The following is a 14,891-nucleotide window of genomic DNA, read 5'->3' on the forward strand; positions in this document are numbered from 1 at the left end:
TTTAATTGCCACACGGAATGCTCCTAAATAATTATTGCTTTGGATAAGCTCAATTCTTATGGGCATTTCATCCGGTTTAATTTTTATTGTTTTTTAATAGTCCAAAAAATGAGCTGAAGACCGATGTATAAGCCACTACAGCTCACTCTCGTTTTTTGATTATTTCAATTAAAAACTCATGCTTAGTCCACCTTGAAAAGTCCTTTGTGTGGGAATACCGTATAGTTGTCCCGGAAGTTCAGGGTCGCCAACTTTGTAATCGGTAAATGTCAATACGTTTTGCGCATTTACATATATGCTAAAATTGGTCATGTGCATCGCCTTTACCCATTTGGGCGGCAATGTGTAAGAGATTGACAAAGTTTTTAACCGCATATAAGTATCGTCGCTATACGCTCCTGAAGAAGACGCAAAATAATATGCCCCGCTCTGTGCCTGCGATGCCAAAGTCGTATAGCTGGCTCCTGTTGTTGGTCTCTGGAATATCGCACCTTTAGCAGCATCGCCGGGATTCAGCCATACTTTGCCTAAAACAAAATCCGGATAGTTAGCCATATATCCCGGACCACCTCCACCATTATAAATAGCTGTCAAATAGTTTCTTGCATACGACTTGCTGAATTGGAAGAATATGCTTAATGAAATTCCTTTATAGGTAAAATCATTGCCGAAGCCACCATAAAACTTAGGTTCGGAATTTCCAATTATTACCTGGTCGCCACCTTTAGATACAGATGTATAAATCAAACCGGTTGGTGCCGTTATGGTTTTACCATCGCCTTTATAAAACTGGAATACGCCCGTTGTATCATTGATACCTGCATATTTGAAACCGCGTAAAAGTGTCACGGATTTACCAATTTCATAAGTTCCCGAGTAAGAGGAATTTGCCAATCCGGGAAATGACAACAATTTGTTTCTGTTGGTAGAAATATTGAATGTTGTATTCCAACTGAAATTTTTATGTTGAATATTCTTAGTACTCAGGGTAAATTCAACACCTCTGTCCTGTACATTTGCTTTCATGTTTTCCACAACGGAATTGAAGCCCGTGATGGCAGGAAGCGGATAGCTGGTAAGCTGGTTACCCGTCCTGTTTTGATACCACGAACCGCCAAGCAAAACCCTGTCTTTAAACAAGCCCAAGTCTATATGTAGATTCAAGGCGTGTTTAGATGCCCATGTGTAATCAGGATTGTACAGGTTATTGGGAATCAGAGGAACTGTATTTTGGAATTGTGATGGGCTGGAATTGTATATTTTGTAATACGCCTGATACATATAAGACTGTACACCATCTGTTCCGTTTGTACCATAGTCGCCGGATAATTTACCAAAACTAATAAACGGCAACGCTCTTTTAAACCAACCTTCTTCCGAAAATATCCATGCCATACCCGCAGAACCAAAATTACCAAACTGATGACTTGGTCCAAAATTGCTGGACCCATCGCGCCTGCCTGTAAGGTTTATGATATATTTATTTGCATATACGTAATTTAAGCGAGCAAATGCGCCCGTATATTTGTATATCGTACTATTATCGGAATAAGTAACTGTTTTTGCACCTTGAATAGAGTTCAGCAAGGCATCGTCCGGATAATCGGTTCCGTATTGGGTGTTACTATATCCAAATGCTTTTTTCCACGTACCTCCTGCAAGCACCGTTAAAATACCTTTGCCAATATATCTTCTGAAATTCAGTTGCGGTTCTATATCAATTGTTTGACTGACACTCTGTCCAAAACTTGCAGATGATATTGCATATTGGTTACTTGGGTCTTGCGCCGATATAGGAGAGGCACTATATTCTTTATTATCAGAACGGCTATAACCTGCAAGCACGCCAACTCTCAATCCGGAAATAATTTCATAATCGGCTTTCAGATTAGCACTTAACTGAAATTGCTGAATATTGTACGGCTCTTTCAAACCTGCAAATATTTGATTCAGACCAATACCATTGTAGTTCCACACCAAGTCCCCGGATGGTGTGAAAAAATCAGGATAATCAGGAACGAGCGTCATTGCCTGTCCCGCTGATGCCGGTACAGAAGAATTATTTTTGTCATAAGACAAATCCGTACCAAAGTCCAATGTAAATTTATGATTGAGCGAGGTGTGATGTGCTCCGCTATGGAAAGTAAACCTATTGTCGGCAAAGTCGCCGGGTAAGTTATAACCGGCCCTTGTATATCCACCTGAAAGAATATAAGTATCATTGTTCGTGCCGCCGGAAACACTTGCGTGAACATCTGTATTTAAAGGTGTTTTATTAAAAAACTTCTTTACCCAATCAGTATATTTCGTTGTATCAAAATTTAGAATATCAGCGAAAGAAGCCGCCTGGTAGCTCGGAATAGTTGTAAGGTCAAGGTCGTCCAAATTAATAGCATCGTGCCGCAATTGCAAATATTGTTGTGTATTCAACATCTTCATATTTTCCGTAGGAGAATTAGGACCCGTATTTACATTGAGATTGAGCTGAGTCTTCCCAGCTTTTCCTCTTTTGGTCGTAATTACGATAACACCATTGGCTCCCTGCGAACCGTAAATAGAAGTCGCATCTGCATCTTTTAAAACACTGATACTTTCAACATCTGCAGGATTTAATCCGTTAATAGGGCTCAGACCTCCGCTACCGGCGATAAAGCTGTTAAGAAATTGCGTAGGATTTACGTTTTGTGATGCAGTAGGAATACCATCCACAATAATCAATGGCTGGTCTTCGTGCCTCAACAAATTAGTAGAAGTGGAGTTATCGCTTGGGTTGGAGATTAGCGTGTTTTGACCACGTACCTGCAAGCCAACAATCGCTCCCGGAATACCTCCGCCTCTTGGAGTTACATACAATCCCGGAACGCGCCCTTGCAAAGCAAGTGCAACATTTGTTACCGGTTGTTTTTCAATATCCTCAGCGCTAATTGTGGAAATTGAGCCTACGCTGTAACGCCTTGATGTGGTGCCATAAGCCTGTACAACTGCCTCATCCAACACATTCTGACTTATCCGCAACGGAATGTAAATGTAATTGTTGCCTCTGTAAATAACCGTTTTGTCAATATAACCTATATAGGAAGCAATCAATGTATCGCCTTGTTGTAACCCGCTGATTTCAAATTCTCCATTGGCATTTGTAACAAACCTTCCGGTCATAGAACCATGCACCTCAACAGAAGCACCATCCAAAGGATTTCCGGTCGTATCGGCAACACGCCCATGCACTATTTCCACAGGCAGCGGACCATTGTAAAATGCCGCGGGAGCGGAAGGCGACGGAGTATCACGTTTCCGCTTAATGATGATTGTATTGTTTTCAATATCAAAAGTCAGCGACGAGCTTTTAAGGCACTCCGTTAATGCTTCTTTAATCGACGCATCGGTTATCTTAATCGTAACCGGAGCTTCTTTACTAAAGAGCGATTCGTTATAAATAATTGAAGCGCCGGTCTGGCGAATGATTTCTCTGAATACGCTTTGAACAGGCGCATTCTTTACGTCAAGTGTAACCGTTTGAGATTTTACTTTCGCCGACACCGTCATACACGCTGCCAAGAGAAATATGGCTGTCAGTTTCATAACCCGTACAATATTTGGGGTTCGTTTTTTGCCGATTTTGCTGCACGACAAAAAGATTGCAGATAATTGCATAGTTTCGCAATGTTTTTGGTGAATGAATAAATGATACTTACCATCTTTGTTTAAATTTTTGCCAAAATGCCGCCGGCAAATGTTCCCAGCATTTACCGGCTTTTTAATTGGTTTCCACTTTTTTATGTCATAGAAAAATTTGTTTTAATTAAAAAATATTTGATTAGCATACTTTATAATTTTTATCCGCTCAGTTTTTAGATGGATTTACGATTAATGTTTTCCCCTCTAACTTAAAATGCACGCCATTTGCTTCCAGTAGTTTCAGGACATTTGACAAAGGCTGATTTTTATTGATGCCGCCGCCAAAAGCATCGCTACCAGGCGGTTTTTGATAAACAATATCCACGTCGTACCACCGACTGATTTGGCGCATAATTGCTTCCAACCCGGTGTTGTCAAACTCAAACATTCCTTTCTGCCAGGCAGTTACCTGTCGAATATCTATATGTTTTTCTATGCGCACCTCGCCTTTATCGTCAGCCAACGCCTGCTCACCCGGATGCAGCAGCACTCCATCCACTTTTACTGCTCCTTCCAACAAAGTAGTTTTTACTTCCGGCTCGTCTTCATAAGAATTAATGTCGAACACAGTGCCGATGTCCTCTATTACCTTATTGCCGGCTTTTACTTTAAACGGCTGCTCCGCATTGTGCACTACATTAAAATAAGCTTCTCCCGTTAGCTCAACTACACGCTCCGCTCCGGTAAATGCAGTAGGATAACGCAATTCGCTTGCTGCATTCAACCATACTTTTGTACCGTCCGGCAATACAATTTTATACTGCCTTGCTTTGGGTGTGCTCAGCGTGTTATATGTAATCTGTTTGGTTGCAACTTCTTTTTTGTTGTAATAAGAAATTTCTCCGTTCCGGTTTACTATATCTGCATTTCCTAAAGACATGACTGTACTGCTATTTCCGGCGCTGTCCAATACTATTTGCCTGCCGTTTGCCAAAGTGAGTATAGCACCATCCCGCCCCGGCTGCACGTCGTGTACGATATTTGTTTGAGCCACTTGCACATTCGAGGTGCGATGCAGATACACGTACAATCCGGCGCATAAAAACAATAGCACTGCCGCCGCAACGGAAGAAATAATGTACAACCTTTTTCTTTTAAAAAGAGTATTGGATTTATTATTCTTAAGCCCTCGCAGGAATACCGAATACATTTCGTTTGCAACACCATCTTCTCCCGATTCAGACAAAAGCCATTTTTGCTCTTCCGGCTCATTCTGCCGAAACCACTCGTTCAACAACGCCTCTTCCTCCTCGGTACAAGTACCGAGATAAAATTTATCCAATAAATACAATAACTGCCTTTCGTCCATAATCGTCCTTCTTTTACATGTACACAAAAATGTAATCCCACCCTTATTCGGGTTAATATTTTTTTAAGAAATAATTAATTTACTTATAAATTTGTTGCTGTAACCAAACCAAAAGAAGTAATAACCAAATAAAAATATACATATTATCAATTATTCTAAACATACAGATCCAGCGCTGATAGAGTTGTGGCAAAACGGAGATGAGCGCGCTTTTGAAGCGCTGTATAAACGCTATGTTGTTTATTTGGTAAATCGTGTTATAGCCAAAGTAAAGGACAAAGAAATCGCAAAAGACCTGGTACAGGATGTAATGATGCAGCTATATCTCCGCCGGGACCAACTTCATATTCATACTACTTTGAAGGGTTACTTATTGACCGCACTGCGCAACAGATTCTTCAACTATAAAAGAGAGATGTTGAAAATGCAGCTCCAGTCCATAGAGGAGATTGCGATACCCGAAATTCCGGGAAATAATGTAAGCGACTATCTGAACCACAAAGAAGTTGAAGAAAAGTTGCAAACAGCTATTGCCGGCTTACCGGAACAATGCAGAAAAGTATTTGTACTCAGCCGGGAACATTCGTTCAGCAATCGTGAAATAGCAAACGAATTAGGCATATCCATGAAAACGGTAGAGCAGCATATTACAAAAGCATTACGCACCTTGAGAAACCATAAAGACTTTCAGGCGCTTTGCGTTCTGGTATTTTGTTATATAACAAAGAGTTCTATACTTCCATAGGACTTGTATCCGATAAGCCCTTTTTCATCCGTTTATTTTTCGCCGCCCAATGAACTTGTCGCATCGCCCTGTCAGTCCGCAAGGAACAGACAAAAGCCCTTATAGCTCATTTCGGAAAATTTAAACAACCATAAATTCATACTTGTTTTTGATGTTCAATAATAAATGGAAACGCAAAAATATTTTGTTCATGTTCTATTTTTTTCAACCTTTGTTAAGACAACTCCTCTGTGAATCTCTCTAACTTTTTAGGTATGGATGAGCATTATGTAGAAAACAATCGTTTGTTGGCATTAATATCGAACAGTGATGAATCAGCTTTCGAAAAATTGTTTTTTATGTATAAAAACCTGGTGTACTCCATTGCATTGGCTTATACCGAAAGCCAAGCCGATGCTGAAGAAATTGTACAGGATGTTTTTTCCCGTATATGGAATTACCGCCACAATCTGGGAGCAATTAAAAATTTTTCAGCATGGATTAATACCGTTACCCGTAACCGTTCTTTAACCATCTTGAAAAAAAGAGCAATTGAATACCAAAGAAAGGAAGATTATTTATCAAGCTATTTTCATAAAGAGACTAACAGCACAGAACAATATATAGAAGATAAGGAATTACAAATTTTGTTTGAAGATATGCTTAATCGCCTTAGTCCTCAACAAAGAAAAATATTTGAATTATCGAGAATCCAGGGACAAGACAGAAAAACGATTGCCAAAAATCTTGGATTGTCCCAGGCTACAGTAAGTGCTCATCTTACAATTGCCTTACGTACCGTCCGCACGTTTTTATATAACAGCAGCAACAAGATTGTTACTTGCCTGTTTGCACTTTTTCTATTTGCCGGAAAATATTTTTTTTAAACGACTAATAACTTCTCCGGTTATGAAAGTCTATATACAAATAGCAAACAAATATTTGTATGTACGAACAGAGCTTAGAATCGTTATTTCAAAAATATATTGACAAATCAATATCCCCTTCTGAAAAGCAGGAGTTCTTCCGCTTACTTAATCAACCCGGTTCTATGAAGCTGCTTCGCGACTATGGCGAAAAATACAATATACCCGACCGATTATTTACCGAATTGCCCGATGATAAAGCAAAAGAAATATTAAAAGCAATTTTACAGGGAAGCGATGAGAATGCAACTATCGACAATCACACGCGGCATGTATCTTGGGTGCGGTTAGCAGCGGCAGCTGTCTTTGTGCTGGCATTTATCAGCGGATTTTATTATTTATCCTCTCGCAAGGTTAACCCGGATGCAGAGAAAACAGTGTCCAATGTAAGACCCAAAACAAAAATTCAGCCGGGGCATCAGGGATTAGTATTAACGCTTAATGACGGTAAAAAAATTATTCTGGACACAGTTAAGGACGGTATAGTAGCTACGCAAAACCATGTGAAAATAATAAAAAAGAACGGCATTATCAGTTATGTGGGCGCAGGGATGCAAACCGCTTATAATACTGCTTCAACCGATAAAGGAAGACGCTACCGCGTCTTACTTCCCGATGGAACTCAGGTATGGTTAGATGCAGCATCCTCCATTCGATATCCGCTAGCCTTTAATGAAAAGCAGCGTGTAGTAAATATTACCGGACAGGCTTATTTTGAGGTTGCTAAAAATCCGGAACAGCCCTTTATTGTAAAAATCAATGACGGCGCTACACAGGTAGAAGTATTAGGCACACATTTCAATATCAATGCTTACCCGGATGAAGACCAAATAACAACCACATTGCTGGAAGGCAAAGTAAAAATAAGCAACCAATCGGGCAGTAAGCTATTACAACCAGGTCAGCAGGCACAGTTGGTCAACAAAGGACAAATAAAAATTGTCGAAAATGTGAATTTGAATGAAGTAACTGCCTGGAAAGACAACCAGTTTTACTTTGTAAGTACCGACATAAAAACCATTATGCGGCAGGCGTCGAGGTGGTACGATGCAGATGTAGAATACCGCGCAAATATAAATGACCGTTTTAATGCCGAAATACCGGCATCTATCAATATTTCAGATTTTTTGAAAACGCTGGAACTGACCGGTAAGGTAAAATTTACTATTGAGAACAAGAAAATAATCGTAACGCAATAAAAATTTATTAACAAAAAAATCAATACAACTATGCCTTCAGGATAATAGAAAAAGATTGGATGCAAACAAAACCGGAAGCGCTGGAACGCTCCCGGCCACAATGTTTAAGCTAATCCAAATAGAACAATCAGGATAGAATGTTTTTATTATTTAAACTCAAACAAAGCAAAGTTATGTTAATGATTGCTATTCGGCAAGTTCTGAAAATGCGAAAACGGAAGCTTGCCCAAATGGTGCTGACTATGAAGCTAATAATGTTTTTTATACTTATCGCGTGCATACAGACGAGCGCCAAGGTTAATGGACAAAAGATTGCCATTAAGGAGAAAGATGTATCTCTGGTTAAGGTATTCAATGCCATAAAAGTACAAACAGGTTATACGTTTATCTACACAGACGGTTTGTTGCAAAAGGCAAAAAAAATTACCTTAGATGTAAGGAATGCCTCACTTCGTGATGTACTTGATATTTGTTTTCAAGAGCAGCCTTTAACCTATACCATTTTTGACAAAATGGTTATCATCAGAGAAAAGAAAACCGTTGCTCCAATAAATGAAACACCACCTGTTGACGTTACAGGAACAGTTGTAAATGAAAAAGGAGAGCCTTTAGCCGGGGCTGTCATTACCGTAAAAGGCTCCAATCATTCCGTAATAACAACGAACAATGGAAGCTTTTTCCTCAACGGTTTAGGCGGCAGCGAAACGCTGGTTGTTTCAATGATAGGATACAAAACGCTCGAAATTCCCGTTAATGGTCGCCACACCATCTCAATCGTTTTAACACAAGCTACTCACGACCTTGACCAAATAATCGTAGTCGGTTACGGAACACAGAAAAAAAGAGATGTAACAGGCGCTATTTCTTCACTCAGCGCAGAAGATTTACAGCTCAACACGATGCCTCAAACAACGATTACACAATCGTTGCAGGGGCGCATTCCCGGAGTTACCGTTACCACCAACGGTGCCGGTGCCGAGGGCAACAGTCATACGATACAGGTAAGGGGAAGAAACTCCATTTCGGCAGGAAATTCTCCCTTAATAGTCGTGGACGGAGTGCCTTTTGGCGATAATCTTTCGGAAATCAACCCTAACGATATTGCTTCTGTAGATGTTTTGAAAGATGCTTCTTCGGCAGCTATTTACGGTTCCCGTGCCGCTAATGGTGTCATTCTAATTACTACAAAAAAAGGAACGACGGGAAAAGCCCAAATTGCCTATAACGGCTATTTTGGCATAGATAAACTGGGATATCTTCCTGATATGATGGATGCCGATGAATTTTATCAAACAAAAGTAGATAGGTTCGGAGAAAATATTCTTACAGCCAGTGAAATAGAAAATCATGCCAATGGTGTGAATACAGACTGGGTAAAACTAGCCACCCGTACCGGGCAAAGAAACCAGCAAAACCTCGCGGTTTCCGGCGGTTCGGAACAAATACATTATTATATCTCCGGAACATACAATGGCATTAAAGGCATAGCAAAAAATGATGACTTTGACAGAATAAATGTTCGTATAAACCTGGAAGCGAAGATAGCTACCTGGTTGAAACTCGGTACAAACACGCAATTTGGTCGATATGGAAGAAATGGATTATCTGCCAGCTTTAGCAATGCTTTTACCATGAACCCTTTAGCATTGCCTTATAATCCGGACGGCACACTGAATTTAACGCCCTGGCCGGAAGACCCTTATTGGGCAAATCCGCTGGAAGGCTTAAATGTAATTGACGAAGACGTTACCCATTCCGTATTTTCAAATAATTATCTGCAAATAGATTTTCCTTTTATAAAAGGATTGTCCTATCGAATCAATACCGGTTACGAGTACAGAAACAGAAGCATTGAAGATTATTATGGTTCAGATACACGAGCCGGTTTGCAGGAAAAGGGAAATGCCGTTACAGACAATTGGAATTACGAAAACTGGCTGGTGGAAAATATAGTTACTTACACACGCAGATTTGGCGAGCATTCTATAGATTTTACCGGATTGTACAGCGCACAGGAAAATATAAGTAAACAACACAACCTGAATGCCAACGGCTTCCCGGAAGATATTATGACTTATTATCAAAATGCTTTGGCAACGGTTTGGTCGCCAACAGATTCATATGTGAAGCAAAACTATATTTCTGAAATGGGGCGGTTAAATTATTCCTATAAAAACAGGTATCTCTTAACTGCTACTGTTCGCAGAGACGGATATTCAGCTTTTGGCTCCGATAAAAAATATGGTACATTTCCTTCCATTGCATTGGGCTGGAACATAAGCGAAGAACCGTTTCTCCATGCACAGAAATGGATAGATATGTTAAAGCTGAGAGTGTCCTACGGTAAAAACGGTAATCAGGCTATCAGCTCTTATGCAACACTACCGCAACTAACGGAACAATTTTATCTGGACAATAACGGAGAAACAGCCATAGGCTTCTATCCATCAAGGTTAGGCGACCCAAATTTAGGATGGGAAACTACAAACAAACTGAATGCAGGCATTGATTATTCCGTTGTTAATAACCGATTGAAGGGTAGTATAGATTATTATTATTCCCGCACACACGACCTTTTATTGAACAAATTAATATCGCCCATCAACGGCACTACCAGCATTTTGCAAAATGTGGGCGAAGTAAAAAATTGGGGAATGGAGTTCATGATTAACTCTGTGAATATTCAAAGTGGAAGTTTTAGTTGGAATACCGATTTCAATATATCATTTAACCGGAACAAAATCGTAAATGTAGGATTGACGGACAGCAGCGGCAATCCGGCTGATGACATAAGCAACAAATGGTTCATCGGCAAACCGATAAGCGTAAATTACAGCTATGTATTTGACGGTATATGGCAGGAAGGAGATGATATTGCCAACTCGGCACAACCGACAGCCAAGCCAGGAGATGTAAGGGTAAAAGATGTCAATGGCGACGGTAAAATAGATGCATCCGACAGGGCTATTATCGGTTCCACACAGCCGTCTTATATTGCAGGCATTACCAATACTTTCCGGTATAAAGGTTTCTATCTCAGCTTTTTAGTACGTATTCTTCAGGGAACAACATCCTACAACAGTTTGATGAACACATATTTTGATGGTCGCAATGCGGCAATGAACAGAACATGGTGGACACCCGAAAACCCTATCAATACTTATCCGCAGAACCGGGATGATTCAAATCCGTTCGGCGTAGGTTATTTCGGAAGTTCAGACAACAGCAGTTTTGTAAAAATAAGCGATGTGTCATTTGGTTATACCTTTTCCAAACATCTTTTAAAGAAAGCCGGGCTTAATAATGTCGAGATATATTTCGATGCTAAAAACTTAGCCACTTTTACTAAGTGGAAAGGTATGGATCCGGAATTAAGCAGCCAGACGGGCATTCCTTTATCCCGCACCTATCTTTTAGGTCTTCGCTTTGGATTTTAAAACTTTTAAATTATTTCTGATTATGAAAAATTTATCAATACTGATATTATTTGTCCTGGTATTATGCGCATCATTTGCTGGATGTTCCAAAGATTTTTTGACTGAACATCCGAAAGACGCAATCTATGCAGATAATCTTTATGTAAACTATGACGGTTTCCGGCTTGCGGTAAATGCGTTACTTGATTTTCCAAGACAAGAAAGAGAAGTTGTTAACGCGTCAACGGTTTCGCTTGAAGCCGGTGCAATCTGGAAAGATGGTACAGACATTGGATGGGCAAATTCAGAACTGTCATTTTCCAGAGGATTGAACAGGTATAATGTGGACCTGAATCCGCAGGCAGCGCTCATTACGGGCGTATTCAACTGGCTTTACAAAGTAATTACTGCCTCAAATATGATTATCAGCCGTGCACAAAATTCAGGTGTTGACTGGCAGGGCGGTTCGCCGGCAGGCGACGATTCTCTTAAAAATCTCATACTTGCACACGCCCATTTAATTCGCGCGTGGGCATATCGTCATTTGGTTTATACTTACGGAGCAGTGCCTATTGACACAACTGAAATCAACGGATTGACTTACCGGAACGATTGGAACCGTGACCCTGTAAGTGATGTTCAAAATCTTATCATCAGCGATTTAACCTTTGCCGAACAATATCTGCCGGATAATTCAAATGACGTATTGGTGCTTTCCCGCGCCATTGCACAGCATTACCTGGCCGATATGTATTTGTGGAAAGGCGAAAATGATAAGGCGGAAGAAGAAGCCTTAAAAGTGGTTAATAATTCTCATTACAAATTGGTTACAGAACGCTATGGTGTGAAGAAGGATCAGCCCGGTTGTGCCTTTATGGACCAGTTTTACAGCGGCAATATTCTTCCTTCTCAGGGAAATACGGAAGGGCTTTGGGTATTTCCCAATTCTGATGTGATTGACTATAAAGGAGCAAGCGGCAATGCCATGCGCTATACATGGCTTGTGGATTACAGCAGCTATGCCCCATACTCTCCTGAATACGGCGGCAGAGGAATTAACAGGCTTTCTGTTACGCCTTGGGCATTATCCATTTATGAACCGCAGGACGACAGAGGAAGCCAATATGCGCTCAGAAAATATTATGTAAATACCAATGGCGATACAACTTATACTCAGTCAGATGTGGCACACATGGTTGCCAACAATAAAAAATGGGAAAGCACCTGTAAATGGGATTGGACGTATGCTGATCCTTCGCTTTGGAACGCTTCTTATTCGTACTCCGACCAAACATACCTGCGGCTGTCAGACACTTATTTGTTATTGGCGGAAGCAGAAATGAAATTGGGGAAATTGGATGAAGCGGCAGATTGGATAAACAAAGTAAGGGAAAGGTCGCACGCATCGCCTGTTACGGCATCGCAGGTAACGCTTGATTTTATTCTGGATGAAAGGTCGCGTGAATTGGTTACGGAAGAAGAAAGGCGCGAAACGCTTGTAAGAACGGGAACACTTGTGCAGAGAGTAAAAGCGCATAATCCTACTGCAGCTGCGGGCATACAGGATTATAATGTGCTGCTCCCTATTCCTCAGAATGTAATAGATGCAAATACAGGTAAAGTTATGGACCAAAATCCGGGATATTAATTGGGATAAAAATTATTGAAATAATGAAAAAAGCACTTCTGGTTTTGCTACTGCTTTTTACAGTATTCATTTCTTTTGCTCAATTAAAGTTGCCTGCATTGGTAAGCGACAGTATGATTTTGCAAAGAGACCAACCTGTAAAAATCTGGGGATGGAATTTAAACGGAAAAGAAGTAACAGTTTCGTTTAACAACAAAGTATATAAAGCAAAACCTGACAGCAATAAAAAATGGCTTGTAACGCTGGCTGCAACAAAAGCCGGCGGACCGTACACCATGAAAATAAGCACGGCAAATGATACTGTTGAAATAAAAAACATTCTGTTTGGTGATGTATGGCTTTGTTCAGGGCAAAGCAATATGGAATTTGCAATGAGCAGATTGATAGAGAAAGAAGCGAAAGATATTGCCGCTTCAGCCAATACAAACATCCGCGAGTTTCATGTAAACCGGCAATACAGTTTTACGGTAAAAAATAATGTTACGGGAAAATGGAAACAAGCCAATCCAGCAAACATTCTTCGGTTCAGCGCTGCCGCATATTACATGGCAAAGAACCTTTATGAAAAATATAAAATACCAATCGGTATTATTCACTCAAGTTGGGGCGGTACGCCTGCCGAAGCATGGACAAGCGTTGAAGGATTGAAAGAGTTTTCTTATTACATAAAGAGATATAACTATTTTAAAGACACGGCGAATTTCAATGCGGCTGTAAAAAAAGATAAAGAGATAAAAGACAATTGGTATAAAAAAGTTCGTGATAATGACAGCGGTTTTTTGAGTAATGGAACAACGTATGCAAATCCTGCTTACGATGCAGATAAATGGAAAACATTGCAGGTTCCGAGCTTTTGGGAAACGCAGGGGCTTGCGAATGTGGACGGAGTTGTTTGGGCAAGAAAAGACGTTTTCTTAAGCAGAGAGCAAACGCAGCACAAGGCTGTTCTCGATGTGGGCATGATAGATGATGAAGATACAACTTATTTCAACGGAGTAAAAGTAGGCAGTTCGCCAAACAAATATGTACCAAGAAGATATACCGTTCCTGCATCGCTGTTGCGCACAGGTAAAAATGTAATTGTCGTACGCATTATAGACAGAAACGGCTATGGCGGTTTTATAAAGGACAATCCTTATCGTCTTACAGTTGGCGGCAAAGATATTTCGTTGGAAGGCGCGTGGAAATATGCCATCGGCGATTCTGTTGCTCCTTTGCCGTCGGAAACATTTACGGTAATGCCTTATCAGCCTGCGGTATTGTTCAACGGAATGATTGCTCCTTTAATTCCTTACACCATCAAAGGTTTCGCTTGGTATCAGGGCGAAGCTAATTCAGGTAAAGCAGCAGAGTATGCCAAGTTGTTGCCTGCTTTGATTAACGATTGGCGTAATCGTTGGCAGCAAGGCAATCTTCCTTTTTTAATTGTGCAGCTGGCAAATTATATGGCAGTGCAAACGCAGCCGTCCGAAGGCGGTTGGGCATGGATAAGAGAATCGCAGTTGAAGGTTTCACAAACCGTTCCGAATACTGCGTTGGCGGTTGCTGTTGATATCGGCGAAACAAACACCGTGCATCCGTTGAATAAAAAAGAGGTCGGAAAAAGACTCGCATTAGCCGCCGAAAAAATTGCCTATCACGAAAATACTGTTGTATACAGCGGACCAATTTATAAATCCATGAAAGTAGAAGGTAATAAAATCATTGTATCATTTACCAATGTCGGCAGCGGATTAATTGCCAAAGACGGAGAGCTGAAACGCTTTGCTGTTGCGGGCGCAGACAAAAAATTTGTTTGGGCAAAAGCAAAAATCGAGAACAATAAAGTAATTGTATGGAATGATACAATAAGCAATCCTGTTGCAGTAAGATACGCTTGGGCAAATAATCCGATGGGCTGTAATTTATACAACAAAGAAGGGTTGCCCGCATCGCCGTTCAGAACGGACGATTGGAATAAATAAGCCGATAATTCTATTAAGTAATCATAAAAT

Annotated in this window: 8 protein-coding genes; 6 read left to right on the forward strand and 2 right to left on the reverse strand. The window is 40.5% G+C overall.

Annotated features, from left to right (window positions below; all coding sequences use genetic code 11):
• Positions 1–168 precede the first annotated feature (168 nt).
• The gene (locus A9P82_RS10115; RefSeq protein ID WP_197492141.1) at positions 169–3,579 is read right to left on the reverse strand and encodes a SusC/RagA family TonB-linked outer membrane protein; all 3,411 of its coding nucleotides are present in this window, start codon (positions 3,577–3,579) and stop codon (positions 169–171) included.
• Between the two features lie 262 nt (positions 3,580–3,841).
• The gene (locus tag A9P82_RS10120; protein ID WP_066207495.1) at positions 3,842–4,984 is read right to left on the reverse strand and encodes a FecR family protein; all 1,143 of its coding nucleotides are present in this window, start codon (positions 4,982–4,984) and stop codon (positions 3,842–3,844) included.
• 184 nt (positions 4,985–5,168) lie between these two features.
• Between A9P82_RS10120 and A9P82_RS10125 the strand changes: the two genes are divergently transcribed.
• The 6 genes from A9P82_RS10125 (at position 5,169) to A9P82_RS10150 (ending at position 14,861) form a co-directional block, all read left to right on the forward strand.
• Positions 5,169–5,729 carry an RNA polymerase sigma-70 factor gene (locus A9P82_RS10125; protein ID WP_066207496.1) on the forward strand — a complete coding sequence of 187 codons (561 nt, stop codon included), beginning with the start codon at positions 5,169–5,171 and terminating at the stop codon, positions 5,727–5,729.
• A gap of 254 nt (positions 5,730–5,983) precedes the next feature.
• Positions 5,984–6,595: an RNA polymerase sigma factor gene (locus tag A9P82_RS10130; RefSeq protein WP_066207498.1), complete on the forward strand. Its 612-nt coding sequence runs from the start codon at positions 5,984–5,986 to the stop codon at positions 6,593–6,595.
• A 59-nt stretch (positions 6,596–6,654) separates the two neighbouring features.
• Positions 6,655–7,833 (forward strand): FecR family protein, encoded by a 1,179-nt coding sequence (locus A9P82_RS10135; protein ID WP_082915309.1) that lies wholly within the window; start codon positions 6,655–6,657, stop codon positions 7,831–7,833.
• 254 nt (positions 7,834–8,087) lie between these two features.
• Entirely contained in the window at positions 8,088–11,270 is a 3,183-nt protein-coding gene (locus A9P82_RS10140; protein ID WP_231891137.1) for a TonB-dependent receptor, read from the forward strand.
• Positions 11,271–11,292: 22 nt separating this feature from the next.
• Positions 11,293–12,897, forward strand: coding sequence for a RagB/SusD family nutrient uptake outer membrane protein (locus tag A9P82_RS10145; RefSeq protein ID WP_066209829.1), 1,605 nt, complete (start codon positions 11,293–11,295; stop codon positions 12,895–12,897).
• 23 nt (positions 12,898–12,920) lie between these two features.
• The gene (locus A9P82_RS10150) at positions 12,921–14,861 is read left to right on the forward strand and encodes a sialate O-acetylesterase (protein ID WP_066207501.1); all 1,941 of its coding nucleotides are present in this window, start codon (positions 12,921–12,923) and stop codon (positions 14,859–14,861) included.
• The last annotated feature ends 30 nt before the right edge of the window (positions 14,862–14,891 follow it).

This window comes from Arachidicoccus sp. BS20, assembly GCF_001659705.1.
Lineage (GTDB): Bacteria > Bacteroidota > Bacteroidia > Chitinophagales > Chitinophagaceae > Arachidicoccus.